Below are 24,501 nucleotides of genomic sequence, written 5' to 3'. Positions count from 1 at the left end.
GACGAGTGCTTGAGCGTTACTCTGCTTTCAGGCCATCGGCCGATACAGCTTTAACGCCTTTGATTTTCTTAGTGATGTTCACCGCGGTCGTTTTCTGTGCCTCGGTCACAGCGACCGAAGAGGACAGGGAAACTACACCCTTGTTGGTTTCGACTTTAATGTCGGTGCCAGGAATGCCTTTCTCGGTGACCAGGTCAGCTTTGACTTTGGTGGTGATCCAAGTATCGGAGGTTGCGCCTTTGGCGTCAGCCGCTGCACCTTTGGTTTTGTCGATGTTGTCTGCCTTGGTAGCGCCGCCAGCCAACAGGCCGTCAGCCGAAACTGCGGTAACACCTTTGATTTTCTTGGTGATCGCTACGGCAGTTTCTTTCTGCGCGTCCGAAATGGCTACGGTCGAAGACAGGGAAACCACACCTTTGTTGGTCTCAACCTTGATGTCCGAACCAGGAATGCCTTTTTCGGTCAGCAGATCGGATTTAACTTTGGTGGTGATCCAAGTATCCGAAACGCTTTCTTTTGCCTTGGTGGCTTCACCGGCCGCCAGGGTCATTGGAGCTTGGGAAGTCTGGGCAAAGGCCACGTTAGCACCCATGGCCAGGGTCAGAGCGGTAGCAGTAGCGAGAGCGAACTTCTTCATACGAGTAACTCCTGTTTTATTAAAAGTCTGCAGTGTGTGAACCTTGATGCTGCAGCGTTAACAGGGTTATTGCAGGCAGTGTGCCAAGTCTCTAGCGCAGATTAAATCCTTAAAAATCATATAGTTATCAAAATAGCCGAATTTCGGAATCGTGCAACTTGCATGAACCTGATCGTGCCTGCGTGCAAGTTGCGGCTTTTGCGATTTACTAAGCGTCTGATTTTTCGGCATTTTCCTTCAGGCGTAAAAAAAGGACTCCGAAGAGTCCTTTTTTTCAGCGGGAGCCTGGGGTAATTAAACGCCCGAAGCCTTGGCTGCTGCTACGTCCTTGATGGACAGCTTGATACGGCCGCGGTTGTCCACGTCCAGTACCAGCACTTCCACTTCCTGGCCTTCTTTCAGAATGTCGGTGACTTTCTCAACGCGAGCGTCGCTCAGCATGGAGATGTGAACCAGACCGTCTTTGCCTGGCAGGATGTTGACGAATGCGCCGAAGTCGACGATGCGCTCAACTTTACCGACGTAGATCTTGCCGATCTCGGCTTCAGCGGTGATGCCCAGGACGCGTTGACGCGCAGCTTCTGCAGCTTCCTTGGTTTCGCCGAAGATCTTGATCGAGCCGTCGTCTTCGATGTCGATCGAAGCCTTGGTCTCTTCACAGATCGCACGAATGGTCGCGCCGCCTTTACCGATAACATCACGGATTTTGTCGGTGTCGATTTTCATCGCGATCATGGTCGGAGCATTTTCCGACAGTTCGGTACGGGACTGACCAATGATCTGGTTCATCTGACCGAGGATGTTCAGGCGCGCTTCCAGGGCTTGGCCCAGGGCGATTTCCATGATCTCTTCGGTGATGCCCTTGATCTTGATGTCCATCTGCAGCGCGGTAACACCTTTGGCGGTACCGGCTACTTTGAAGTCCATGTCGCCCAAGTGGTCTTCGTCGCCCAGGATGTCGGTCAGGATGGCGAACTTCTCGCCTTCCTTAACCAGGCCCATGGCGATACCGGCAACCGGCGCCTTCATCGGCACACCCGCGTCCATCAGCGCCAGGGAAGCACCGCAGACCGAAGCCATGGAGCTGGAGCCGTTGGACTCGGTGATTTCCGACACCACACGGATGGTGTACGGGAACACGTCAGCAGCAGGCAGCATGGCCTGGACCGAACGACGGGCCAGACGGCCGTGACCGATTTCGCGACGACCAGCACCGCCCATGCGACCACACTCGCCCACCGAGAACGGCGGGAAGTTGTAGTGCAGCATGAACGGGTCTTTTTTCTCGCCTTCCAGGGTGTCCAGCAGCTGTGCGTCACGGGCAGTACCCAGGGTCGCAACGACCAGTGCCTGGGTTTCACCACGGGTGAACAGTGCAGAACCGTGAGTCTTCGGCAGAACACCGACTTCGATGTTCAGCGGACGAACGGTGCGTGTGTCGCGGCCATCGATACGAGGCTTGCCGTTAACGATGTTTTCGCGAACGGTGCGGTATTCGATTTCACCGAAGGCTGCTTTGACTTCGCTGGAAGAAGGCTGGCCTTCTTCGCCGGACAGCTTGGCAACAACCTGGTCCTTCAGCTCACCCAGGCGAGCGTAACGGTCGGCCTTGACGGTGATGGTGTAGGCATCGGAGATCGCAGTGCCGAACTCGGAGCGGATAGCGCCCAGCAGTTCGGTGGCTTCGGCTTGCGGAGCCCAGGCCCAGGTCGGCTTGGCAGCTTCGGCAGCCAGTTCTTTAACAGCGTTGATCACAACCTGGAACTCGTCGTGAGCAAACAGTACTGCACCCAGCATCTGGTCTTCGGTCAGCTCTTTGGCTTCCGATTCAACCATCAATACGGCTTCCGACGTACCGGCAACGACCATGTCCAGGCTCGATGCTTTCAGTTGCTCGTAAGTCGGGTTCAGCAGGTAACCGGTGCTTTCGTGGAAAGCAACGCGGGCTGCGCCGATCGGGCCATCGAAAGGAATACCGGAGATGGCCAGGGCAGCCGAAGTACCGATCATCGCAGCGACGTCAGGATCGGTTTTCTTGCTGGTGGAAACGACGGTGCAGACAACCTGCACTTCGTTCATGAAGCCTTCTGGGAACAGCGGACGGATCGGACGGTCGATCAGTCGGGAAGTCAGGGTTTCTTTCTCGGAAGGACGGCCTTCGCGCTTGAAGAAACCGCCAGGGATCTTACCGGCAGCGTAAGTCTTTTCCTGGTAGTGAACGGAAAGAGGGAAGAAGCCTTTGCTTGGGTCGGCGTGCTTGGCGCCAACAACGGTCACCAATACGGTAACGTCGTCATCAACGGTAACCAGCACTGCGCCGGAGGCTTGACGGGCGATACGGCCTGTCTCGAGGGTAACGGTCGACTGACCGAACTGGAATTTTTTGATAACCGGGTTCACGGTGTCCTACCTTCTTTGTGGCTCTTGGGGAACTTGTCTTCTTGCGAAATTCTTGGGCAATGTCGGGAATCGGCCCAACCCTTGTCCAGGGGTAAAACGTGTATCCAGATAAAACTTGAGGCTGGGAGCCTACCATGGGCCAGCGGGAATCCCACTGACACACGGCAGACAACCAACCTCTAGCGCAATCGCTGATTAGCGACGCAGACCCAGGCGACCGATCAGAGCCTGATAACGACCCAGATCCTTGCCTTTCAGGTAGTCCAGCAGCTTACGGCGCTGGTTTACCATGCGGATCAGACCACGACGGGAGTGGTGATCTTTACCGTTGGCCTTGAAGTGACCTTGCAGCTTGTTGATGTTGTGGGTCAGCAGTGCAACTTGCACTTCTGGCGAACCAGTGTCACCAACAGCTTGCTGGTAGTCAGCTACGATTTGTGCTTTTTCTTGAACGTCGAGAGCCATGAGGCAATCCTTTTTTCAGGAAACCACCCAAAGGGCAGTTTCAACAGGCCAGGGACAAATCCCTGTATCTAAAAATGAGTGTTGACCGTGCCTGTTAACAGCCACACTCGTTCGGTCATTCTGACCGAATCAGTCGACGTGGCGCGATGCGCCCGTCTTCGCTCACTTCACCGATACCGATAAAGCGACCGTTATGATCCTGTACCCGCACCATGCCGAACTTCGGGGCATCCGGGGCGCGTACCGGCTGGCCGTTAAGCCAGTAGAACGCGCTGTGTTCCGAAAAGTGCAGCAATGGCCAATCCAGCAAACCGCTGTCCGATGGCATCAGGAAGCGATCAACTGCTTCGTTGCCGCCCTCGGCATGCACGGCTTCCAACTCTTCCAGCGTGACCGTCTGGGCCAGGGTGAAAGGGCCAGCCTGGGTGCGTCGCAGTTCAGCTACATACGCGCCGCAACCGAGCTGTTCACCAATATCTTCCACCAGGGTACGGATATAAGTGCCTTTGCTGCAGTCTACGGCCAAGCGTGCGGTGTCACCTTCACAGGCGAGCAATTCCAAGCGCGCAATAGTAACAGAACGCGGTTCGCGCTCCACTACTTCGCCCGCACGTGCCAGCTTGTAAAGAGGCTGCCCGTCACGCTTGAGAGCCGAGTACATCGGCGGTATCTGACTGATTTGCCCACGAAAAGCAGGTAAAGCAGCTTCGATATCAGCACGACCAACGGTCACGTCGCGAACCTGCAAAACATCACCTTCGGCATCTGCCGTGGTGGTGGTCTTGCCCAGTTGCATCAGGGTTTCGTAACCCTTGTCCGAGTCGAGCAGGTATTGCGAGAACTTGGTGGCCTCGCCAAAGCACAACGGCAGTACGCCAGTAGCCAAGGGATCAAGGCTGCCGGTGTGTCCGGCCTTCTCGGCATTGAGCAACCAGCGGACCTTCTGCAACGCGGCATTGGAGGTAAAGCCAATGGGTTTGTCGAGCAGGATGATGCCGCTGACGTTGCGACGGATACGTTTGACCTGAGCCACCGCTTACTCCTTGGCGTCTTCAGGTGTGGACGGATGCTGATTGTCTTCAGCCACGGCGCGCTCGATCAGGGCCGACAGGTGCGCACCACGCACGACGCTTTCGTCGTAGTGGAAGTGCAACTGGGGCACGCTGCGCAGCTTCATTTCACGGGCCAACTGCATGCGCAGGAAACCTGCCGCCGAGTTGAGCACCTTGATGCTTTGCGCGATTTCTTCGCTGTTGTCCTGCCCCATCACGGTGATGAAGATCTTAGCGTGACCCACGTCACGGCTCACTTCAACAGCGGTGATGGTGACCAGGCCAACACGCGGGTCTTTGACTTCGCGACGGATCAGTTGGGCCAGCTCACGCTGCATCTGATCGCCGATACGCTGGGTACGGCTGTATTCTTTTGCCATGTCTTGTTACCTGTTACTGCCACACGGTGAAACCCATGGGGTCTGAAAGCGGCAAACGCCCGGCCTGACAAAAGCCAGACCGGGCGTTGCGTTTAGAGTCCGCACGCTGCGCGGGGCATTTGCATGCCCACACGCGGCGTGGCTCCTGAAGTGCGCGAGTTAGAGGCTGCGAGCAACCTGAACCTTCTCGTAGACTTCGATCTTGTCGCCAGCCTTGACGTCGTTGTAGCTCTTGACGCCAATACCGCATTCCATGCCGGCACGCACTTCGGAAGCGTCATCCTTGAAGCGGCGCAGGGATTCCAGCTCGCCTTCGAAGATAACGATGTCTTCACGCAGTACACGAATTGGACGGTTACGGTACACGGTACCTTCGATAACCATGCAACCGGCGATCGCACCGAATTTCGGCGAGCGGAACACGTCACGAACCTCGGCGACACCCAGGATGTTCTCCCGGACGTCACTGCCAAGCATGCCGGTGAGGGCCTTCTTGACGTCTTCGATGATGTCGTAGATGACGTTGTAGTAACGCATGTCCAGGCCTTCCTGCTCGACGATCTTGCGAGCGCCAGCATCGGCACGCACGTTGAAGCCGAACAGTACAGCGTTGGAAGCCAGTGCCAGGTTGGCGTCGGACTCGGTAATACCACCGACACCGCCACCCACAACACGCACTTGCACTTCGTCGTTACCCAGGCCGTTCAAGGCGCCGTTCAACGCTTCGAGGGAACCACGGACGTCAGATTTGAGGACGATATTAAGCGTCTTCTTCTCTGCCTGGCCCATGTTCTCGAAGATGTTTTCCAGCTTGCCGGCGTGAGCACGGGCCAGCTTGACTTCGCGGAACTTGCCTTGACGGAACAGAGCCACTTCACGGGCTTTCTTCTCGTCCGACAGCACGCTCATCTCGTCGCCAGCGTCCGGGGTACCGTCCAGGCCGAGGATCTCGACAGGGATGGATGGACCCGCTTCCTTGATGGGCTTGCCGTTCTCGTCGAGCATGGCACGTACACGGCCATAGTTCGAACCGACCAGCACCATGTCGCCTTGGCGCAGGGTACCGTCTTGAACCAGAACGGTAGCAACCGGGCCACGACCCTTGTCGAGACGCGATTCAACCACAACACCACGACCCGGGGCCGATGGCGTTGCTTTGAGTTCCAGGACTTCGGCTTGCAGCAGGACCGCTTCGAGCAGTTCGTCTACGCCAGTACCGACTTTCGCCGAAACCGAAACGAACGGCGTATCACCGCCCCACTCCTCGGAAGTCACACCGTGAACCGACAGTTCGCTACGGATGCGATCGAGATCGGCGCCCGGCTTGTCGATTTTGTTCACGGCAACAACCAGTGGAACACCAGCGGCCTTGGCGTGCTGGACAGCTTCAATGGTCTGCGGCATTACGCCGTCGTCCGCTGCAACTACCAGGATCACGATGTCGGTCGCCTTGGCACCACGGGCACGCATTGCGGTAAACGCGGCGTGACCTGGGGTGTCAAGGAAGGTGACCATGCCGCGCTCGGTTTCAACGTGGTATGCACCGATGTGCTGGGTGATACCACCGGCTTCGCCGGCAGCTACCTTGGCACGACGGATGTAGTCGAGCAGCGAGGTCTTACCGTGGTCAACGTGGCCCATTACGGTCACGACTGGTGCACGGGAGAAGGTCTCGCCTTCAAACTTCAGGGACTCGGCCAGGGAGTCTTCCAGGGCGGTGTCGCTGACCAGGGTCACTTTGTGGCCCAGTTCTTCGGCTACCAGTTGAGCAGTTTCCTGATCAAGCACCTGGTTGATGGTCGCTGGAGTACCCAGTTTGAACATGAACTTGATGATTTCAGCAGCCTTGACCGACATCTGATTGGCCAGATCGCCAACCGTGATGGTCTCGCCGATCTGCACATCACGCACGACAGGGCCGGTTGGGCTCTGGAAACCGTGGGCGTTGCGTTTCTTCAGCTTGGCCTTGCCGCGACCACCACGACGGAAGCCATCGCTTTCTTCGTCGGTAGTGCGTGGCGCAACGCGCGGAGCAGGCGCTTTCTCTTTGACCGAGGCACGATGCGGAGCGTTTTTACGCTCGCCATCGCCACCACCACTGCGACGATTGTTATCGTCGGCACGTGGTTTGTCCGGACGACGAGGTTCGTCGCGCTTGCGAGCGTCAGCAGCAGGTGCTGGAGCAGCGGCAACCGGAGCGGCCTCACGCACAGTTTCAACAGGCGCGCTAGGTGCAGCGACTGCATCAGTAGCGGATTGCGCAGCAGCAGGCTGGCTACGCGCTTCTTCTTCGGCGCGACGCTTGGCTTCTTCTTCAGCCTTCTGGCGTGCAGCATTTTCTACTGCGCGACGTTCGTCCATCTCGCGTTTGCGCTCGGCTTCGATTTCTTCCGGGCTGCGCTGTACGAAGACTTTCTTCTTACGCACTTCAACGCTGATGCTCTTGCTACCAGCCACCCGCAGGGTGCTGGTTGTTTTGCGCTGCAATGTAATCTTGCGCGGTTCTTCCACTTTCGCCTTGTGGCTGCTTTTCAAGTGAGTCAGCAACGATTGCTTCTCACTGTCGCTCACATGTTCCTCGGCGGCGGTGTGCGGCAGACCTGCCTCACGCATCTGCTGCAACAGGCGCTCTACCGGTGTTTTGACCTCATCGGCCAGTTGTTTCACCGTGACTTGCGTCATGCACTTCTCTCCTCAGGCCGCGCCTAATTACTCGAACCAATGGGCTCGGGCGGCCATGATCAACTTGCCGGCACGATCATCGTCAATGCCGTCGATGTCGAGCAGATCGTCAATAGACTGCTCGGCCAGGTCTTCGCGGGTAATTACGCCGCGCACCGCCAGTTCCATCGCCAAATCCTTGTCCATACCCTCAAGCGAGAGCAGGTCTTCGGCCGGATGGGCGTCTGCCAGCTTTTCCTCAGTAGCGATGGCTTTAGTCAACAAACGATCCTTGGCCCGAGCGCGAAGCTCGTTGACGGTGTCTTCGTCAAAGCCGTCGATGTTGAGCATTTCTTCCAACGGTACGTAGGCAATCTCTTCCAGGCTGGTGAAGCCTTCATCTACCAGCACCTGCGCCAGGTCTTCGTCGACTTCCAACTCGTCGATGAAGTTGCGCAGGATGTCACCGGTTTCAGCTTGCTGCTTAGCCTGGATGTCCGATTCGGTCATCACGTTCAGGGTCCAGCCGGTCAACTGGCTGGCCAGACGCACGTTCTGACCACCACGACCAATGGCCTGGGCCAGATTGTCTGCGCCAACGGCGATGTCCATTGCATGGGCATCCTCGTCAACGATAATTGCCGCCACTTCAGCCGGCGACATGGCGTTGATCACGAACTGCGCCGGGTTGTCGTCCCAGAGGACGATGTCCACACGCTCACCACCCAATTCGCCCGACACTGCCTGGACGCGCGAACCGCGCATACCAATGCAAGCGCCTTGCGGGTCGATGCGTTTGTCCTTGGAGCGGACCGCGATCTTGGCACGCGAACCCGGGTCGCGGGACGCAGCCATGACTTCGATCAGGCCTTCGGCAATTTCCGGCACCTCGATACGGAACAGCTCAATCAGCATTTCCGGCGCAGTGCGCGACAGGATCAACTGAGGGCCACGGTTCTCGGTGCGGATTTCCTTGAGCAGCGCACGCAAACGCACGCCAACACGGAAGGTTTCGCGGGAGATGATGTCTTCGCGGGCCAGCAACGCTTCAGCGTTGTTGCCCAGGTCGACGATCACATTGTCGCGGGTAACTTTTTTCACGGTGCCGGAGATGATTTCACCCAGGCGCTCGCGATAGGCATCAACGACTTGAGCGCGCTCGGCTTCGCGAACCTTCTGCACAATGACCTGCTTGGCGGTCTGTGCAGCAATGCGGCCGAACTCGATGGACTCGATCTTTTCTTCAACGACATCACCGACCTGGGCGCCTGGGTGCGTTTCAGCAACCTTGCTTGGCCAGGTTTCGATGGCCGGATCATCAAGATCGGCTTCTTCGACGACCGTCCAGCGACGGAAAGTCTCATAGGCACCGGTGTGGCGGTTGATTTCCACACGCAGATCAACTTCGTCTTCAAAACGCTTTTTGGTAGCAGTGGCCAGGGCCAGCTCCAGCGCTTCAAAAATCACGTTTGCCGGTACGCCCTTTTCATTGGATACCGACTCAACAACCAGCAGTACTTCTTTGCTCATCGTACGCCTCGCCTTTCGCAAGCCATTGGATCCGCGGGATCCGCGTCTCAGTCAAAACTGGGAATAATGTTGGCCTTGTCGATCATATCGATCGGCAACAGGAACTCATGGTCTTCTACCTGCACCACGACATCCTGTTCTTCTACACCGCGCAGAAGGCCCTGAAAGTTGCGACGCCCTTCGAACGGGGATCGCAGCTTGATCTTCACTTGTTCACCGGCAAATTTTGCAAACTGATCAATAGTGAACAGTGGGCGTTCCATGCCTGGCGAGGAAACTTCGAGGGTGTATTCAACGGAGATAGGATCTTCAACATCCAGAACACCGCTGATCTGACGGCTGACAATGGCACAATCGTCCACCAGCACGCCGCCCTCTTTATCGATATAAACGCGCAACATTGAGTGGCGACCTTGAGCCGAAAACTCAATACCCCAGCATTCATAGCCTAGGGCCACGACCACCGGGGCCAACAAGGCCTGCAACTCTTCTAGCTTGCTCGACACCTGAACCCCCTCGTGCATGTATGTGCATGCTGTGCAAAATAAAAAAATGGGCGAAACGCCCATCCTTGAAACGCCGTCGAACAGCGGCGTTGAAAGTGTCCAGCTAACAAAAAGCCCCTTAAAAGGGGCTCCGCTAAAACTGGTTGCGGGGGCCGGATTTGAACCGACGACCTTCGGGTTATGAGCCCGACGAGCTACCAGACTGCTCCACCCCGCGACAAAGCTGGGGCGGAAGTATACGACCGATCCCTTACAGGGTCAATGTAACCTTCCACCTACAAGAAAGCCCGCAACAGCGGGCTCTCCTGATAATTGGTACCGAGAAGGGGACTCGAACCCCTACACCCTATGGGCACAACCACCTCAAGGTTGCGTGTCTACCAATTCCACCACCTCGGCAATACAGCGCTTACAACCCTTCTTACTTCTGCTCTTGAGCTGGAGGTACGTCAGTCGCTGGAGTAGCCGACTTTTGCTCTTGAAGCACCGGGACATCATCAGAAGCCGGTTTTGCTTTTGGCACTTCCAACACTGCTGGGTTTGGCAAACCTACTTGAGTCAGCACATGAGCTTTCTCTTTAGCAAAGTAACCTAACCCTAAGCTGGTTATGAAGAAACCGGCGGCAAGTATAGCAGTAAACTTACTAAGAAAGGTAGAGGAACCTTGGCTTCCGAACACAGTATTTGAAGCACCTGCACCGAAAGACGCACCAGCATCCGCACCTTTACCCTGTTGCAACAAAACCAGGGCAACTACGCCCAAGGCAGCCAACAGATGAAAAACGACTACGACTGTTTCCAGCATTTTTTCAGTTTCCCGCGGCGCGACAAATCGCACCGAACTCATCTGCATTCAGGGAAGCTCCACCAATGAGCCCCCCATCGATATCCGGCATGCCGAACAGTTCGACCGCATTGGCCGCCTTCACGCTGCCGCCGTATAGAAGCCGCACACCTTGTGCGACTTCAGAATTCTCTGCCGCTAACTGAGCACGGATGGCTGCGTGCACATCCTGCGCCTGTTGCGGTGTAGCAGTCAGCCCGGTGCCAATGGCCCAGACCGGCTCGTAAGCAATTACCGCCTTTGCGAACGCACCAACACCCAGCTCCTCGATGATGCTGCCAAGCTGACGCGAGACAACCTCAAGAGTCTTGCCCGATTCACGCTGCTCAAGGGTCTCCCCAATACACAACACCGGAATCAAGCCACAAGCCTGCGCTGCTGCGAACTTGCGATTGAGTGTCCCATCACGCTCGCCCATCATCTGACGGCGCTCGGAGTGCCCGACAAGCACATAGGAACAACCCGCATCAACCAGCTGACTCGGTGCAATCTCACCGGTCAACGCACCTTGCATGGCTTCCACCGCGGAGTTCTGCGCGCCGACCTGAATCGACTTACCTTTCAAGCCATCCACCACTTGGGTGATATGCAAGCAAGGCGGGAACACCGCGATATCAACACCGCTAGGCAAGGCCAAGTGACGAAGGCCATTGATCAGCTCAGCGACACTGGCGCGGGTACCGTGCATCTTCCAGTTACCAGCTACCATAGTGCGACGCATGCTGTACCTCGTCGGTCAAAGTGGGCGCAGATGTTACCCAACCACATCATCACTGGCAAGCCGAATTCAGGCGCAAACTTCAGTTACCAGTTTTGCCAGGTCCTCGGCATGACCGCGAACCTGTATTTCGTCGTCACCTTCGACCATGACGCGCACCAAAGGCTCTGTGCCGGACTTGCGTAGCAATACCCGTCCACGACCAGCCATTGCCAGGGTCGCGCGCTCGCAAGCCTCTTTGACAGCAGGGTGCTCGATCGGGTTTTCCCCACCTGCGAAACGCACGTTCAGCAATACTTGCGGGCATTTGCGCAAAGCCTGACGCGCCTGGGCCAGGCTCTCTTCGCGGCGACGCAAAGCCAATAGCACCTGCAACGCCGCAATAATCGCGTCACCGGTGGTGGTGTGCTGGAAGCACACCACGTGCCCGGAGTTCTCACCACCTACCTGCCAGTTACGCTCCAGCAGCTCGGCGATCACATACCGGTCACCGACGTTGGCGCGAACAAAAGGAATACCCAGGTCTGCCAACGCCAGTTCAAGCCCCAGGTTGCTCATCAGCGTACCGACGACACCGCCTTGCAGCTTGTTACGCTCATGCAGGTCGCGGGCAATGATGAACAACAGATCATCGCCATCGACCACGGCACCCGTGTGGTCGACCATCAGCACACGGTCGCCGTCACCGTCGAAGGCAATCCCGAGGTCGGCATGCTCGGCCAGGACAGCGGCTTGCAACTGCTCCATATGGGTGGAGCCGCAGTTTTCGTTGATGTTCAATCCGTTGGGCTGAGCCGACAGCACTGTCACGTCTGCGCCCAACTCCTTGAATACGCTTGGCGCGACTTTGTAGGTCGCACCATGGGCGCAGTCGACAACAATCTTCAGGCCGGCAAAATTGGTGCTGGTTGGCACACTGCTCTTGCAGAACTCGATATAACGACCGGACGCGTCATTGATACGTGACACCTTGCCCAGCTTGCTGGACTCGACCACGGTCATCGGCGTATCCAACAATTCTTCGATCATCAGCTCAATCTCATCCGGCAACTTGGTGCCCTGGCCGGAGAAGAACTTGATGCCGTTGTCGTCGTGTGGATTGTGCGAAGCACTGATCACAATACCGGCCTCAGCGTGAAAGGTACGCGTCAGGTATGCAATCGCGGGCGTCGGCATTGGCCCCAGCAACATCACATCGGCGCCTGCGGCGGATAAGCCGGCCTCAAGCGCTGATTCAAACATGTACCCCGAAATCCGGGTGTCCTTGCCCACCAGGATGCGACACGCCCCCATGCTGCGGAACGCCATACCCGCCGCCCATCCAAGCTTGAGCATGAAATCAGGAGTAATCGGAAACTCGCCGACCCGACCACGGATACCGTCGGTGCCAAAGTATTTTTTAGTCATAAGTGCTCCATCATTCTTATTCGGCTGATTCCACAGCTGCAATCATGCGTACCACATCCACGGTCTCAGCAACGTCATGCACACGCAAGATGCGCGCACCCTTGGTCACCGCGAGCGCCGCCAGTGCAAGACCGCCGTACAACCGCTCACCCACCGGACGGCTCAATGCCAGCCCTATCATGCTCTTGCGCGAAACACCGACCAACAGGGGCCGACCAAGGGCATGCAAGGACTCCATGTGTTTGAACAAACTCAAATTGTGTTGCAGGGTCTTGGCGAAACCAAACCCCGGATCAAGGATGATCCTTTCCGGCGCAATACCTACCGCGACGCACTGGGCAACGCGCTCGGAGAGAAAACCACTCACTTCACCAACCAGGTCATCATAGTGCGGGCTGTCCTGCATATTGCCGGGCTCACCCAGCATATGCATCAAACACACCGGCAAACCGGTAGCTGCGGCTGCATCCAGGGCACCGTCGCGCCGTAGGGACCGCACATCGTTGATCAAGCCGGCACCTAATCGCGCAGTCTCACGCATCACGGCCGGGGTGGAGGTATCAACCGAAATGATCACATCCAACTCTCGAGCGATGCGCTCGACAATCGGCGCCACGCGCTCCAACTCCTCCAGAGGAGAAACTGCGCGAGCACCAGGCCGAGTCGATTCACCGCCCACATCAATCAAGGTCGCGCCAGCCGCCACCATAGCTTCTGCGTGGCGCAATGCAGCATCAAGCTGGCTGAAGCGGCCACCATCGGAAAAGGAGTCAGGGGTTACATTAAGAATGCCCATGACATGCGTATGGGCCAAATCAAGAACCCGGTTGCCGCAAGACAACCGGGGGGAGGACGGAGCAAAAGTCATTTCAAACCTTAATGGTCAGCTGCCGGGCCGCCGATTGGGGTTTCAGGGCGCTCGTTCTGAACCACAGGCGGGGTGCCCGAAGTACCCGAACCACCTTCCCAATCACGAGGCTCACGAGGCGCCCGACCGGCCATAATGTCGTCGATCTGGTCTGCATCGATGGTCTCGTACTTCATCAATGCATCAGCCATTGCATCAAGCTTGTCGCGGTTATCGGTTAGGATCTGCTTGGCCGTGCCATAGCACTGGTCAATGATACTGCGCACCTCAGAATCGATCAGCTTGGCTGTCTCACCGGAGAAACTGGCGTTTTGACCACCGCCGCCACGGCCCAGGAATACTTCACCTTCTTCCTCGGCGTACATCAAAGGACCGAGTTTTTCCGACAAACCCCACTTGGTCACCATGTTCCGCGCAATCTGGCTGGCGCGCATGATGTCGTTGGAAGCCCCAGTGGTCACGCCGTCGAAGCCCAAGGTCATTTCTTCAGCAATTCGACCGCCGTACAGCGAACAGATCTGGCTGATCAGCGCACGCTTGGAGAGGCTATAACGATCCTCTTCCGGCAGGAACATGGTGACACCCAACGCACGACCACGAGGAATGATCGACACTTTGTAGACCGGGTCATGCTCAGGAACGACGCGCCCCACAATGGCGTGACCCGCTTCGTGATAAGCAGTGTTCTGCTTCTCTTTTTCGGACATGACCATGGATTTGCGCTCAGCGCCCATCATGATCTTGTCTTTCGCCAGCTCGAACTCTTTCATTTCAACGATGCGCTTGCCGGTACGGGCTGCAAACAGCGAAGCCTCGTTCACCAGGTTGGCCAAGTCAGCACCCGAGAACCCCGGGGTACCACGGGCAATCACAGCCGGCGCAACGTCGTCGCCCATTGGCACTTTGCGCATGTGCACTTTCAGGATTTGTTCGCGCCCACGGATATCCGGCAAGCCAACCACCACCTGGCGGTCAAAGCGGCCTGGACGCAGCAGCGCAGGATCCAGCACGTCCGGACGGTTGGTTGCCGCGATGACGATGATGCCGTCATTCATCTCGAAACCATCCATCTCGACCAGCAACTGGTTGAGGGTTTGCTCACGCTCATCATGACCACCGCCCATGCCAGCACCACGATGGCGACCAACGGCGTCGATTTCATCGATGAAGATGATGCATGGCGCATGCTTCTTGGCCTGTTCGAACATGTCGCGAACGCGGCTCGCACCGACACCGACGAACATTTCAACAAAGTCAGAACCGGAAATGGTGAAGAACGGTACCTTGGCTTCGCCGGCAATGGCCTTGGCCAGCAAGGTTTTACCGGTACCTGGAGGGCCGACCATCAGCACGCCGCGAGGAATACGGCCACCCAGGCGCTGGAATTTGCCTGGATCGCGCAAGAACTCAACCAACTCGCCGACTTCTTCCTTGGCTTCGTCGCAACCCGCTACGTCAGCCAGGGTGGTCTTCACCTGATCTTCAGAGAGCAGGCGCGCCTTGCTCTTGCCGAAGCTCATCGGCCCGCCCTTGCCTCCCGCACCGCCTTGCATCTGGCGCATGAAGAACATGAACACGGCAATGATCACCAGGATCGGGAAGCTTGCCACCAGGAGTTGAGTCCAGATGCTCTGCTGCTCAGGCTGCTTGCCTTCGACAACCACGTGGTTATCCACCAGGTCGCCGATCAGACCGTTGTCCTGAATTGCCGGACGAATGGTCTTGAAGCTATCGCCATCGTTGCGTTTGCCGGTGATCACGTAGCCATCAACCGCTACGCGCTCGACCTTGCCATCCTTAACTTGCTGGATGAAGTCGGAATAGTTGAGGGTCTGCGGCTCGTTAGGGCTGGAGAAGTTGTTCATCACCGTCACGAGGACAGCCGCGATGATCAACCACAGGATCAGATTCTTTGCCATATCGTTCAATTAACTACCCTCTGAAGCAAGCTCCGCTACTGGCGCGCGCTTCGCATGATATTCACCGGCCTAACTTACTACATTACCTACAACTCTGGCAGGCGCCGTCTGTAACCCTTTGTGAAACTTTGACTACACAATATTCGTAAAGCTTCGTGACGAAAGCGATATAAAAAAACCTATCGCCCTCCTCGAATTCCTCAAAAACGCTCTTCACTCGCCGCGCCTTCGACGCCACGGAAGCCGCGGCACAGCAGGTATTGCTCCCTGGACCGGTCCCGGGAAGAGTCTGGTTTACGCGTCTGCACCTTGTCGAACAACTTGCGGATGTTCTTGTGGTACTCGTCGAAACCCTCTCCCTGGAACACCTTCACCAGGAAATCGCCACCGGGACGCAACACCCGACCCGCCAAATCCAGCGCCAATTCGCAAAGGAACATGGCTCGTGGCATATCGACGGCCGGTAACCCACTCATATTGGGGGCCATGTCGGAAATCACAAGGTCTACCTGCGAATTTCCCACAGCCTCAAGGATCTGGGCGAGCACTGTGTCCTGGGTAAAGTCTCCATGAACAAAGGTCACGTCCGGGATGCTGTCCATTTCCAGAATGTCGGAAGCAATCAGGCGACCTTGACCACCAATCAGACGACTGGTCACCTGGGACCAGCCACCGGGGGCCGCGCCAAGATCGATGACGCTCATGCCTGGACGAATCAACTTGTCCTTGTCCTGGATCTCCAACAGCTTGTAGCTGGCCCGGGAACGATAGCCATCCTTTTGCGCCTTTTTGACGTAAGGATCGTTGAAATGCTCTTGCAGCCACTTAAGGCTAGTTTTGGAACGGGCCACGGGCCACCTCGAAAATAAAACGGGTCGTGATTAACTGGGCGGTCCCGGACTCGCTCGGGTAAACTGGCCGCCGCTTTTTACAAGATCAGACGCAGGGGTCAGATTATGCCGCTCACTCAAGAGCAGAAGAAACAGTACAAATCCATTGGCCACCATCTGAAACCAGTTCTGATTGTGGCAGACAACGGTTTGACTGAAGGTGTGTTAGCCGAACTTGAACGCGCACTGGGCGATCACGAACTGATCAAGATCAAGGTCAACATCCTTGACCGCGAAGCACGCCTGGCCGCCATTGCAGAACTGTGCAAGGTTGGCAAGGCGGACCTGGTTCAGGTCATCGGCAAGATGGCGCTGCTGTATCGCAAGAACTTCAGCGTCAACAAGCAACTGTCGAACGTACACCGCTTCAAGTAATACAAAGGGTCACGGGCGTGCTTCGCGCGCCCCGCCACTCCATCCCGGAGCAGGCTGTATAACCAGCACCAGGCCGGAGAACCCTAGCACAAGATAGCTGAATAGCTGCCAGCGCAACGCTTCCGGCAGCCAGACATGCACAATGCAATACATTGCACACGCATACAGCGCCATCAACAGCAGTTGGCCGCGAATATCCCGCCACAGACTCTCCAAGCCTTCAGCCTTGACCAGCACCAACGCCTGAAGCGCTACGCACGCCGCCGCGAAACCCACCAGCAGCGCACTCAGTAATCCATCGATTTCATCGATCAGCAACGGAGCCAGGCCAATCACGCCCAGCACCGGCAATACACCAAGATGTAACAACCATAGGCCGCCCACCCAAAGCATCTGGGCAAGCTGCCAAAGCATGGCGCCCGCACGAAGCGGGCGCCGCCTTTCAGATGTGACGAACTTCAACAATCTCGTACTCGATCACACCGCCTGGCGTTTTGACAGACACCACATCCCCCTCTTCCTTGGCGATCAAGGCACGGGCCAGTGGTGAGCCGACGGAGATCTTGCCGAGCTTGAAGTCAGCCTCGTCCTCTCCCACGATGTGGTAGACCACGCTCTCGTCAGTCTCGACGTTGGCGATCTCCACGGTGGTGCCGAAAATCACCTTGCCCGTGTGCGGAATAGTCGTGACGTCGATGATCACCGCATTCTGCATACGGCCTTCGATGTCACGGATCCGCGCCTCGACCATACCCTGCTGCTCACGAGCAGCGTGGTATTCGGCGTTTTCCTTCAAGTCACCCAGCTCGCGGGCCGTACCGATGTCCTGGCTCAGCTTTGGACGTACGACCTTGGTCAGATGGGCGTGCTCCTCTTCCAGGGCCTTGGCGCCCTGGACGGTCATTGGGTATTTGATCATGCCTTCAATCCTGCGTGTAGATCCTGCAAGCGACGCACGGTCTTTTCCGGACCGAACTTGAGCGCTTCGCAGATAGCTTCGCCAGCAGCAATAGTGGTGGTGCAGTAGATCTTGTGCTGCAAGGCATTACGGCGAATGGAGTAGGAATCCGCGATCGACTGGCGACCTTCGGTGGTATTGATGATCAGCGTGACTTCATCATTCTTGATCATGTCGACCACATGCGGACGGCCTTCCGTCACCTTGTTCACGCGGCGCACTTTCAAGCCGGCCGCTTCGATCAGCTTGGCGGTCCCGGCAGTTGCCACGATTTCAAAACCCAAGTTGATCAGATCACGGGCCACGCCTGCAACCAGCGGCTTGTCATCATCACGCACACTGATAAACGCAGTACCGCCGGTCGGCAGCACTTCGCTGGCGCCCATCTGGGCCTTGGCGAACGCTTCACCGAAGGTGTCGCCCACGCCCATCACTTCACCGGTGGACTTCATCTCCGGGCCCAGGATCGGGTCCACACCAGGGAATTTGGCAAATGGGAACACTGCCTCTTTCACACTGTAGAAGTTCGGAATGATTTCCTTGGTGAAGCCAATTTCCTTCAGGGTCTTACCAGCCATCACACGCGCAGCGATCATGGCCAGGGACACGCCGATGCACTTGGAAACGAACGGCACGGTACGCGAAGCACGCGGGTTGACTTCAATGACGTAGATGTCTTCGCCCTGCAGCGCCAACTGTACGTTCATCAGGCCGACAACACCCAATTCCAAGGCCATTTTCTTGACCTGCTCGCGCATCTCATCCTGGATATGTGCAGGCAACGAGTACGGCGGCAGCGAGCACGCGGAGTCACCGGAGTGAACGCCCGCCTGCTCGATGTGCTGCATGATCGCGCCGATGACCACGTCGGTACCGTCGCAAACTGCATCCACGTCCATTTCGATGGCGCAGTTGAGGAAGTGGTCCAGAAGCACCGGGCTGTCGTTGGACACTTTTACCGCATCACGCAGGTAACGCTTGAGCTCTTCTTCTTCGTAGACGATTTCCATGGCTCGGCCGCCCAGTACGTAGGACGGACGCACCACCAGCGGGTAGCCGATCTTGCTGGCTGCACGGATGGCCTCGTCTTCGCTGCGCACGGTAGCGTTTGGCGGCTGGCGCAGGTTCAGGCGCTCAACCATTTGCTGGAAGCGCTCACGGTCTTCGGCACGGTCGATGGCGTCTGGGCTGGTGCCGATGATTGGCACGCCGGCAGCCTCAAGGGCACGCGCCAGTTTCAGCGGGGTTTGGCCGCCGTACTGGACGATCACACCTTTTGGTTTCTCGACACGACAGATTTCCAACACGTCTTCCAACGTTACCGGCTCGAAGTACAGACGGTCTGAAGTGTCGTAGTCAGTGGAAACAGTTTCCGGGTTGCAGTTGACCATGATGGTCTCGTACCCGTCTTCGCGCAGCGCGAGGGCGGCGTGTACGCAGCAATAGTCGAATTCGATACCCTGGCCGATACGGTTCGGACCACCGCCCAGGATGATAATCTTGTCGCGGCCCGACGGCGCGGCCTCGCACTCTTCCTCGTAGGTGGAGTACAGGTACGCAGTGTCGGTGGCGAACTCGGCGGCACAGGTGTCAACGCGCTTGTAGACCGGGAAGATCTCCAGCTTGTGGCGATGCGTGCGCAGGTTTTTCTCGGTCACACCCAGCAGCTTGGCCAGGCGCTGGTCGGAGAAGCCTTTGCGCTTGAGGCGGAACATCATGTCGCGGTCGATGCTGGCCAGACCCAGGGTCTTGACCTTCTCCTCCTCCTTGATCAGATCTTCGATCTGCACCAGGAACCACGGATCGATCATGTTCATGCCAAAGATGTCTTCGACAGTCATGCCGGCGCGGAAGGCATCAGCCACATACCAGATACGCTCGGCGCCCGGTACGGTCAGCTCACGCTTGAGGATGCTCATGCTTTCCGGATTGCTCAGGTCGAGCTTCTCGTCCAGGCCGCAAACGCCCACTTCCAGGCCACGCAGGGCTTTCTGCAAGGACTCCTGGAAGGTCCGGCCGATAGCCATGACCTCACCCACCGACTTCATCTGGGTGGTCAGGCGCGCGTCGGCCTTGGCGAACTTCTCGAAGGCAAAGCGTGGCAGCTTGGTCACGACATAGTCGATGGACGGCTCGAAGGACGCCGGCGTAGCGCCGCCCGTGATTTCGTTTTGCAGTTCGTCCAGGGTGTAACCGATAGCCAGCTTGGCGGCGATACGCGCAATTGGGAAACCGGTCGCTTTCGATGCCAGCGCCGAAGAACGCGATACACGCGGGTTCATCTCGATCACGACCATGCGGCCGGTGTCCGGGCAGATGCCGAACTGAACGTTGGAACCACCGGTTTCAACGCCGATCTCACGCAATACCGCCAAAGAGGCGTTACGCATGATCTGGTATTCCTTGTCCGTCAGGGTCTGCGCCGGAGCAACGGTGATCGAGTCACCGGTGTGCACACCCATCGGGTCGAAGTTTTCGATGGAGCAGACGATGATGCAATTGTCCTTTTTGTCGCGGACAACCTCCATCTCATACTCTTTCCAGCCAATCAGGGATTCGTCGATCAGCAGCTCTTTGGTCGGAGACAGGTCCAGGCCACGGGCGCAGATTTCTTCGAACTCTTCACGGTTGTAGGCAATGCCACCACCGGTGCCGCCCATGGTGAAGGACGGACGGATAATGCACGGGAAGCCCAGCTTTTCGAGAACTGCGTTGGCCTCCTCCATGCTGTGGGCGATACCGGAGCGCGGACAGTCAAGGCCGATGGACTTCATGGCCTTGTCGAAGCGCGAACGGTCTTCAGCCTTGTCGATGGTGTCGGCGTTGGCGCCGATCATCTCTACGCCGAATTTTTCCAGGACGCCTTCGCGCTCCAGGTCCAGGGCGCAGTTCAATGCAGTCTGGCCGCCCATGGTCGGCAGCAGTGCGTCCGGACGCTCTTTCTCGATGATCTTGGCAACCGTCTGCCACTTGATCGGCTCGATGTAGGTAGCGTCGGCCATGTCCGGATCGGTCATGATGGTGGCCGGGTTGGAGTTCACCAGGATGACGCGGTAACCCTCTTCGCGCAGGGCTTTACAGGCCTGGGCGCCGGAGTAGTCGAATTCGCAGGCCTGGCCGATAACGATCGGGCCAGCGCCGAGAATCAGGATGCTTTTTATGTCTGTACGTTTTGGCATGGGTTTGTCACTCAAATCCGCAGGTCAGTCGGCAAGCCGTCTTGAACAATCTTCGAAGAGCCTGCAGGGGCCACCAAGGTAGGGGCCGCCCGCAGGCCGCTCAGTCAGCGTCGCTTGGCCATCTCATTGATGAAACGGTCGAACAGCGGTGCTACGTCGTTCGGGCCCGGGCTTGCTTCAGGGTGGCCCTGGAAGCTGAACGCGCTCTTGTCAGTACGCTCGATACCCTGCAGGGAACCGTCGAACAACGACTTGTGAATCGCGCGGACATTGCTCGGCAAGGTCGCTTCATCCACCGCAAAACCGTGGTTCTGGCTGGTGATCATCACAACGCCGGTGTCCAGGTCCTGCACAGGGTGGTTGGCGCCGTGATGACCATGACCCATTTTCAGGGTCTTGGCACCGGAGGCCAGCGCCAGCAGCTGGTGACCGAGGCAGATGCCAAATACCGGAATCTCGGTTTCCAGCACTTCCTTGATGGCCTGGATGGCGTAGTCACAAGGCTCCGGATCACCCGGGCCGTTGGACAGGAACACGCCGTCAGGTTGCAGGGCCAGCACGTCGCTGGCAGGCGTTTGCGCCGGCACCACGGTCACGCGGCACCCACGCTCGACCAGCATACGCAGGATGTTGTACTTGACGCCGTAGTCGTATGCGACCACGTGATACGGCAGGTCAGCCGCTTCGATAGTCTCGTGGCTGTCGGTCTTCAAGTCCCAGACAGTGGAGCGCCACTCGTACTGCTCCTTGGTGCTGACGACTTTCGCCAGGTCCATGCCTTTCAGGCCTGGGAAGCCTTGCGCTGCAGCAATCGCCGCGGCTTCGGAAATATTGTCACCGACCATGATGCAGCCATTCTGCGAGCCCTTTTCACGCAGGATGCGCGTCAGGCGGCGCGTATCGATACCGGCGATCGCCACAACGTTGTTGGCTTTCAGGTAATCGGACAGCGACATCGTGTTACGCCAGTTGCTCGCAACCAGTGGCAGATCACGAATGACCAGACCCGCCGACCAGACACGATCAGACTCAACGTCTTCCGGCGTAGTACCGGTGTTGCCGATGTGCGGATAGGTCAGGGTAACGATCTGTTGGGCGTAGGAAGGATCGGTAAGGATTTCCTGATAGCCGGTCATGGCGGTGTTAAACACCACCTCTCCAACGGTTTGACCGTCGGCTCCAATGGCTTCGCCGCGAAAAATGCTGCCATCAGCAAGGGCGAGTATGGCTGGCTTAGTCAAGAAGACCTCCCGTAAATAAAGCCTGAAAGGGCGATCGCAGGTTGTAAAAAAGCGGAGTGACGTATGGACACGTCACCCCGCTTCTTCACTGAATTATTCTGCGCGCTTTTAGTGGACACACTAAAGCTGTAGCTTACAGAAAAAGGCTTTTTTGGTCCACCGCTAATGAGCCTTAAAGGCAGGAGAATGCGACGGGACGTCGCTTAGCGGGTAAAAACGGGGCCTTAGGATAACCCCGAGGCCCGGTTTTAGCTACTGCTTAGTGCAGATCCAACACATCGCGCATATCGTACAGACCAGCCTCGCGACCTTCCAACCAGAGCGCAGCACGCACCGCGCCCTTGGCGAATGTCATGCGGCTCGAAGCCTTGTGGGTAATTTCCAGGCGCTCACCCTCGGTAGCAAACAATACCGTGTGGTCGCCCACCACATCACCGCCACGGACGGTCGCAAAACCAATGGTGTCACGCGCACGCGCACCGGTATGCCCTTCGCGACCGTAAACCGCCACCTTGGACAGATCACGCCCCAGCGCATCAGCAATAGCCTCACCCATGCGCAGCGCGGTACCCGACGGCGCATCGATCTTGTGACGGTGATGCGTCTCGATAATCTCGATATCCGCCTCATCCCCCAACACCCGCGCCGCCATGTCCAGCAACTTGAGCGACAGGTTCACGCCGACACTGAAGTTGGCAGCGAAGACGACGGGAATATCCTTGCCCGCCTCCTCCAACAACTGCTTCTGCTGCGCAGTCAAACCCGTGGTACCAATCACCATCGCCTTGCCCGCCTTGCGGCAGAACGCGAGGTTTTTCAGCATCACCTCCGGCAGGGTGAAGTCGATCAGCACATCGAATTCGTCAGCCACCTGCTCCAGGCTGCCTGACAATGAGACACCGATACGCCCCAGCGAAGCCAACTCACCCGCATCCGCACCGATCAACGTGCTACCGGGACGAACAATCGCCGCGGTCAGCCCAGAGGCCGGGGAGCGCTGCTGCACCGCCTCGACCAGCGTCTTGCCCATGCGCCCGGCAGCGCCCATTACGGCTATACGTCGCATACTCACTTCCTTACAGGTCGCCGAAGAAGCGCTTCACGCCTTCGAAAAAGCCAGTGGTTTTCGGCGAATGCGTGTCATCGCCCTCCAGCGAACTGCGGAATTCCTCAAGCAATTCACGCTGACGGCGCCCCAGATTGACCGGAGTCTCCACGGCCACACGACACATCAAGTCGCCAGCACCACCACCGCGCACCGGCGCTACGCCCTTGCCACGAATACGGAACTGCTTGCCGGTCTGCGTACCTTCAGGGATCTTGAGCTTGACCCGACCGTCCAGGGTCGGAATCTCCAATTCGCCCCCCAGGGCTGCATCGACAAAACTGATCGGCACTTCACAGAACAGGTGCTTGCCGTCGCGTTGGAAGATCGAGTGCTCGCGCACATTGATCACCACGTACAGGTCGCCCGTCGGACCGCCCTGGGTACCGGCCTCACCCTCACCCGACAGACGAATACGGTCTCCGGTATCCACACCCGCCGGCACTTTTACCGCCAGGGTCTTGTACTCTTCGACGCGACCTTCGCCGTGACAGGAATCGCACGGATCGGAAATGATCTTGCCCTGCCCATGGCAACGCGGACAGGTCTGCTGCACCGAGAAGAAACCCTGCTGCATACGCACCTGGCCGATACCGCCGCACGTCGGGCAAGTAATCGGCGCGGAGCCTTTCTTGGCACCCGAACCATCACACGGCTTGCAGTTAACCAGCGTCGGCACGCGGATATTAACGCTGGTGCCACGCACGGCTTCTTCCAGATTCAACTCCAGGGTGTAGCGCAAGTCGCTGCCACGCTGGGCACCGCCACGCTGACCACCACGGCCACCGCCGAAGAAGTCACTGAATACATCGCCGAAAATATCGGAGAAGTTCTGACCGCCAAAACCGGCACCGCCGCCACCCATGCTCGGATCGACACCGGCATGTCCATACTGGTCGTAGGCCGCACGCTTGTTGGGATCAGACAAACATTCGTAGGCCTCGTTGGCCTCTTTGAACATATCTTCGGATTCTTTGCTATCCGGATTACGGTCCGGGTGGTGCTTCATTGCCAGGCGACGGTAAGCCTTTTTCAGGTCCGCCTCGCTGGAGCCGCGCTCCACGCCCAATACTTCGTAATAGTCACGCTTTGCCATAAGTCTTTGCACTCTTAAGGACGTTCAGCCAGACCCTCCTGAGCCTGGCTAAACTCGTTGAGCCCCAATACAGGCCCGGACCCAACTCACGTCAATTCAACGATCCTGGTCATTACTACTTTTTAGCCAGGGACCCGGCCAAAAACGCGGTATTTATTGCTCGGAAAGCAGGAGCATCCCCGATCACACCGCCAACATCCGAACGCTGTCGCATGCTGTAAAAATTCACATACCCCAGACACGCCAACGCGGGAGCAAGCTCCCGCGCGG

21 protein-coding genes and 2 tRNA genes are annotated in these 24,501 nt (G+C 57.5%); 1 reads left to right on the top strand and 22 read right to left on the bottom strand.

The window, feature by feature from the left end; translation table 11 throughout:
* Positions 1 to 16: 16 nt before the first annotated feature.
* The 16 genes from PspCFBP13509_RS11210 to rlmE form a co-directional block, all read right to left on the bottom strand.
* Positions 17 to 637, bottom strand: coding sequence for a BON domain-containing protein (locus tag PspCFBP13509_RS11210; protein WP_027605372.1), 621 nt, complete (start codon positions 635 to 637; stop codon positions 17 to 19).
* A gap of 294 nt (positions 638 to 931) precedes the next feature.
* Complete coding sequence (pnp, locus tag PspCFBP13509_RS11205) at positions 932 to 3,037, bottom strand: polyribonucleotide nucleotidyltransferase (RefSeq protein WP_027605371.1); 2,106 nt, start codon at positions 3,035 to 3,037, stop codon at positions 932 to 934.
* 195 nt (positions 3,038 to 3,232) lie between these two features.
* Positions 3,233 to 3,502 (bottom strand): 30S ribosomal protein S15, encoded by a 270-nt coding sequence (gene rpsO / locus PspCFBP13509_RS11200; RefSeq protein ID WP_003176135.1) that lies wholly within the window; start codon positions 3,500 to 3,502, stop codon positions 3,233 to 3,235.
* A gap of 115 nt (positions 3,503 to 3,617) precedes the next feature.
* A complete protein-coding gene (gene truB, locus PspCFBP13509_RS11195) occupies positions 3,618 to 4,535 on the bottom strand; it encodes a tRNA pseudouridine(55) synthase TruB (protein ID WP_003176136.1) in 918 nt (305 codons plus the stop codon).
* A gap of 3 nt (positions 4,536 to 4,538) precedes the next feature.
* Positions 4,539 to 4,934, bottom strand: coding sequence for a 30S ribosome-binding factor RbfA (gene rbfA / locus PspCFBP13509_RS11190; RefSeq protein WP_029298974.1), 396 nt, complete (start codon positions 4,932 to 4,934; stop codon positions 4,539 to 4,541).
* Positions 4,935 to 5,093: 159 nt separating this feature from the next.
* Complete coding sequence (infB, locus tag PspCFBP13509_RS11185) at positions 5,094 to 7,616, bottom strand: translation initiation factor IF-2 (RefSeq protein ID WP_065925310.1); 2,523 nt, start codon at positions 7,614 to 7,616, stop codon at positions 5,094 to 5,096.
* Positions 7,617 to 7,643: 27 nt separating this feature from the next.
* The gene (gene nusA / locus PspCFBP13509_RS11180; RefSeq protein ID WP_003212187.1) at positions 7,644 to 9,125 is read right to left on the bottom strand and encodes a transcription termination factor NusA; all 1,482 of its coding nucleotides are present in this window, start codon (positions 9,123 to 9,125) and stop codon (positions 7,644 to 7,646) included.
* A gap of 47 nt (positions 9,126 to 9,172) precedes the next feature.
* Positions 9,173 to 9,631 carry a ribosome maturation factor RimP gene (rimP, locus tag PspCFBP13509_RS11175; protein ID WP_003235029.1) on the bottom strand — a complete coding sequence of 153 codons (459 nt, stop codon included), beginning with the start codon at positions 9,629 to 9,631 and terminating at the stop codon, positions 9,173 to 9,175.
* Positions 9,632 to 9,771: 140 nt separating this feature from the next.
* Positions 9,772 to 9,848, bottom strand: a tRNA-Met gene (locus PspCFBP13509_RS11170).
* A gap of 96 nt (positions 9,849 to 9,944) precedes the next feature.
* Positions 9,945 to 10,030: transfer RNA gene (locus PspCFBP13509_RS11165), tRNA-Leu, on the bottom strand.
* Between the two features lie 22 nt (positions 10,031 to 10,052).
* Positions 10,053 to 10,436, bottom strand: a complete 384-nt coding sequence (gene secG, locus PspCFBP13509_RS11160; RefSeq protein ID WP_010206600.1) for a preprotein translocase subunit SecG — start codon at positions 10,434 to 10,436, stop codon at positions 10,053 to 10,055.
* Between the two features lie 4 nt (positions 10,437 to 10,440).
* Entirely contained in the window at positions 10,441 to 11,196 is a 756-nt protein-coding gene (gene tpiA / locus PspCFBP13509_RS11155) for a triose-phosphate isomerase (protein WP_015885920.1), read from the bottom strand.
* Positions 11,197 to 11,262: 66 nt separating this feature from the next.
* Positions 11,263 to 12,600 (bottom strand): phosphoglucosamine mutase, encoded by a 1,338-nt coding sequence (gene glmM / locus PspCFBP13509_RS11150; RefSeq protein ID WP_065925311.1) that lies wholly within the window; start codon positions 12,598 to 12,600, stop codon positions 11,263 to 11,265.
* Between the two features lie 16 nt (positions 12,601 to 12,616).
* Complete coding sequence (gene folP, locus PspCFBP13509_RS11145) at positions 12,617 to 13,468, bottom strand: dihydropteroate synthase (protein WP_137212040.1); 852 nt, start codon at positions 13,466 to 13,468, stop codon at positions 12,617 to 12,619.
* An 8-nt stretch (positions 13,469 to 13,476) separates the two neighbouring features.
* On the bottom strand, positions 13,477 to 15,387 hold the full coding sequence (gene ftsH / locus PspCFBP13509_RS11140; protein ID WP_027605365.1) for an ATP-dependent zinc metalloprotease FtsH: 1,911 nt from the start codon (positions 15,385 to 15,387) through the stop codon (positions 13,477 to 13,479).
* A gap of 200 nt (positions 15,388 to 15,587) precedes the next feature.
* Positions 15,588 to 16,238, bottom strand: a complete 651-nt coding sequence (gene rlmE, locus PspCFBP13509_RS11135; RefSeq protein WP_015885924.1) for a 23S rRNA (uridine(2552)-2'-O)-methyltransferase RlmE — start codon at positions 16,236 to 16,238, stop codon at positions 15,588 to 15,590.
* A gap of 105 nt (positions 16,239 to 16,343) precedes the next feature.
* Here rlmE and PspCFBP13509_RS11130 point away from each other — a divergent pair, with 105 nt between their 5' ends.
* Positions 16,344 to 16,652: a YhbY family RNA-binding protein gene (locus PspCFBP13509_RS11130; protein ID WP_017139256.1), complete on the top strand. Its 309-nt coding sequence runs from the start codon at positions 16,344 to 16,346 to the stop codon at positions 16,650 to 16,652.
* A gap of 9 nt (positions 16,653 to 16,661) precedes the next feature.
* Here the strand turns inward: PspCFBP13509_RS11130 and PspCFBP13509_RS11125 are convergent, their stop codons facing one another.
* The 6 genes from PspCFBP13509_RS11125 to dnaJ all read right to left on the bottom strand — a co-directional run bounded on the left by PspCFBP13509_RS11125 (position 16,662) and on the right by dnaJ (position 24,231).
* Positions 16,662 to 17,066 (bottom strand): hypothetical protein, encoded by a 405-nt coding sequence (locus PspCFBP13509_RS11125; RefSeq protein WP_027605364.1) that lies wholly within the window; start codon positions 17,064 to 17,066, stop codon positions 16,662 to 16,664.
* A 28-nt stretch (positions 17,067 to 17,094) separates the two neighbouring features.
* The gene (gene greA / locus PspCFBP13509_RS11120) at positions 17,095 to 17,571 is read right to left on the bottom strand and encodes a transcription elongation factor GreA (RefSeq protein ID WP_053137809.1); all 477 of its coding nucleotides are present in this window, start codon (positions 17,569 to 17,571) and stop codon (positions 17,095 to 17,097) included.
* Complete coding sequence (gene carB, locus PspCFBP13509_RS11115; RefSeq protein ID WP_027605362.1) at positions 17,568 to 20,789, bottom strand: carbamoyl-phosphate synthase large subunit; 3,222 nt, start codon at positions 20,787 to 20,789, stop codon at positions 17,568 to 17,570. Before carB ends, greA begins: the two co-directional genes overlap by 4 nt.
* Positions 20,790 to 20,893: 104 nt before the next feature.
* Complete coding sequence (gene carA / locus PspCFBP13509_RS11110) at positions 20,894 to 22,030, bottom strand: glutamine-hydrolyzing carbamoyl-phosphate synthase small subunit (RefSeq protein WP_027605361.1); 1,137 nt, start codon at positions 22,028 to 22,030, stop codon at positions 20,894 to 20,896.
* 259 nt (positions 22,031 to 22,289) lie between these two features.
* Positions 22,290 to 23,096: a 4-hydroxy-tetrahydrodipicolinate reductase gene (gene dapB, locus PspCFBP13509_RS11105; RefSeq protein WP_027605360.1), complete on the bottom strand. Its 807-nt coding sequence runs from the start codon at positions 23,094 to 23,096 to the stop codon at positions 22,290 to 22,292.
* Between the two features lie 10 nt (positions 23,097 to 23,106).
* Positions 23,107 to 24,231: a molecular chaperone DnaJ gene (dnaJ, locus tag PspCFBP13509_RS11100; RefSeq protein WP_065925314.1), complete on the bottom strand. Its 1,125-nt coding sequence runs from the start codon at positions 24,229 to 24,231 to the stop codon at positions 23,107 to 23,109.
* Between the last annotated feature and the right edge of the window lie 270 nt (positions 24,232 to 24,501).

The organism is Pseudomonas sp. CFBP13509 (assembly GCF_005233485.1).
Lineage (GTDB): Bacteria > Pseudomonadota > Gammaproteobacteria > Pseudomonadales > Pseudomonadaceae > Aquipseudomonas > Aquipseudomonas marginalis.
Note: the sequence above shows the minus strand (reverse complement) of the source record. Positions and strands in the feature narration are given on the sequence as shown.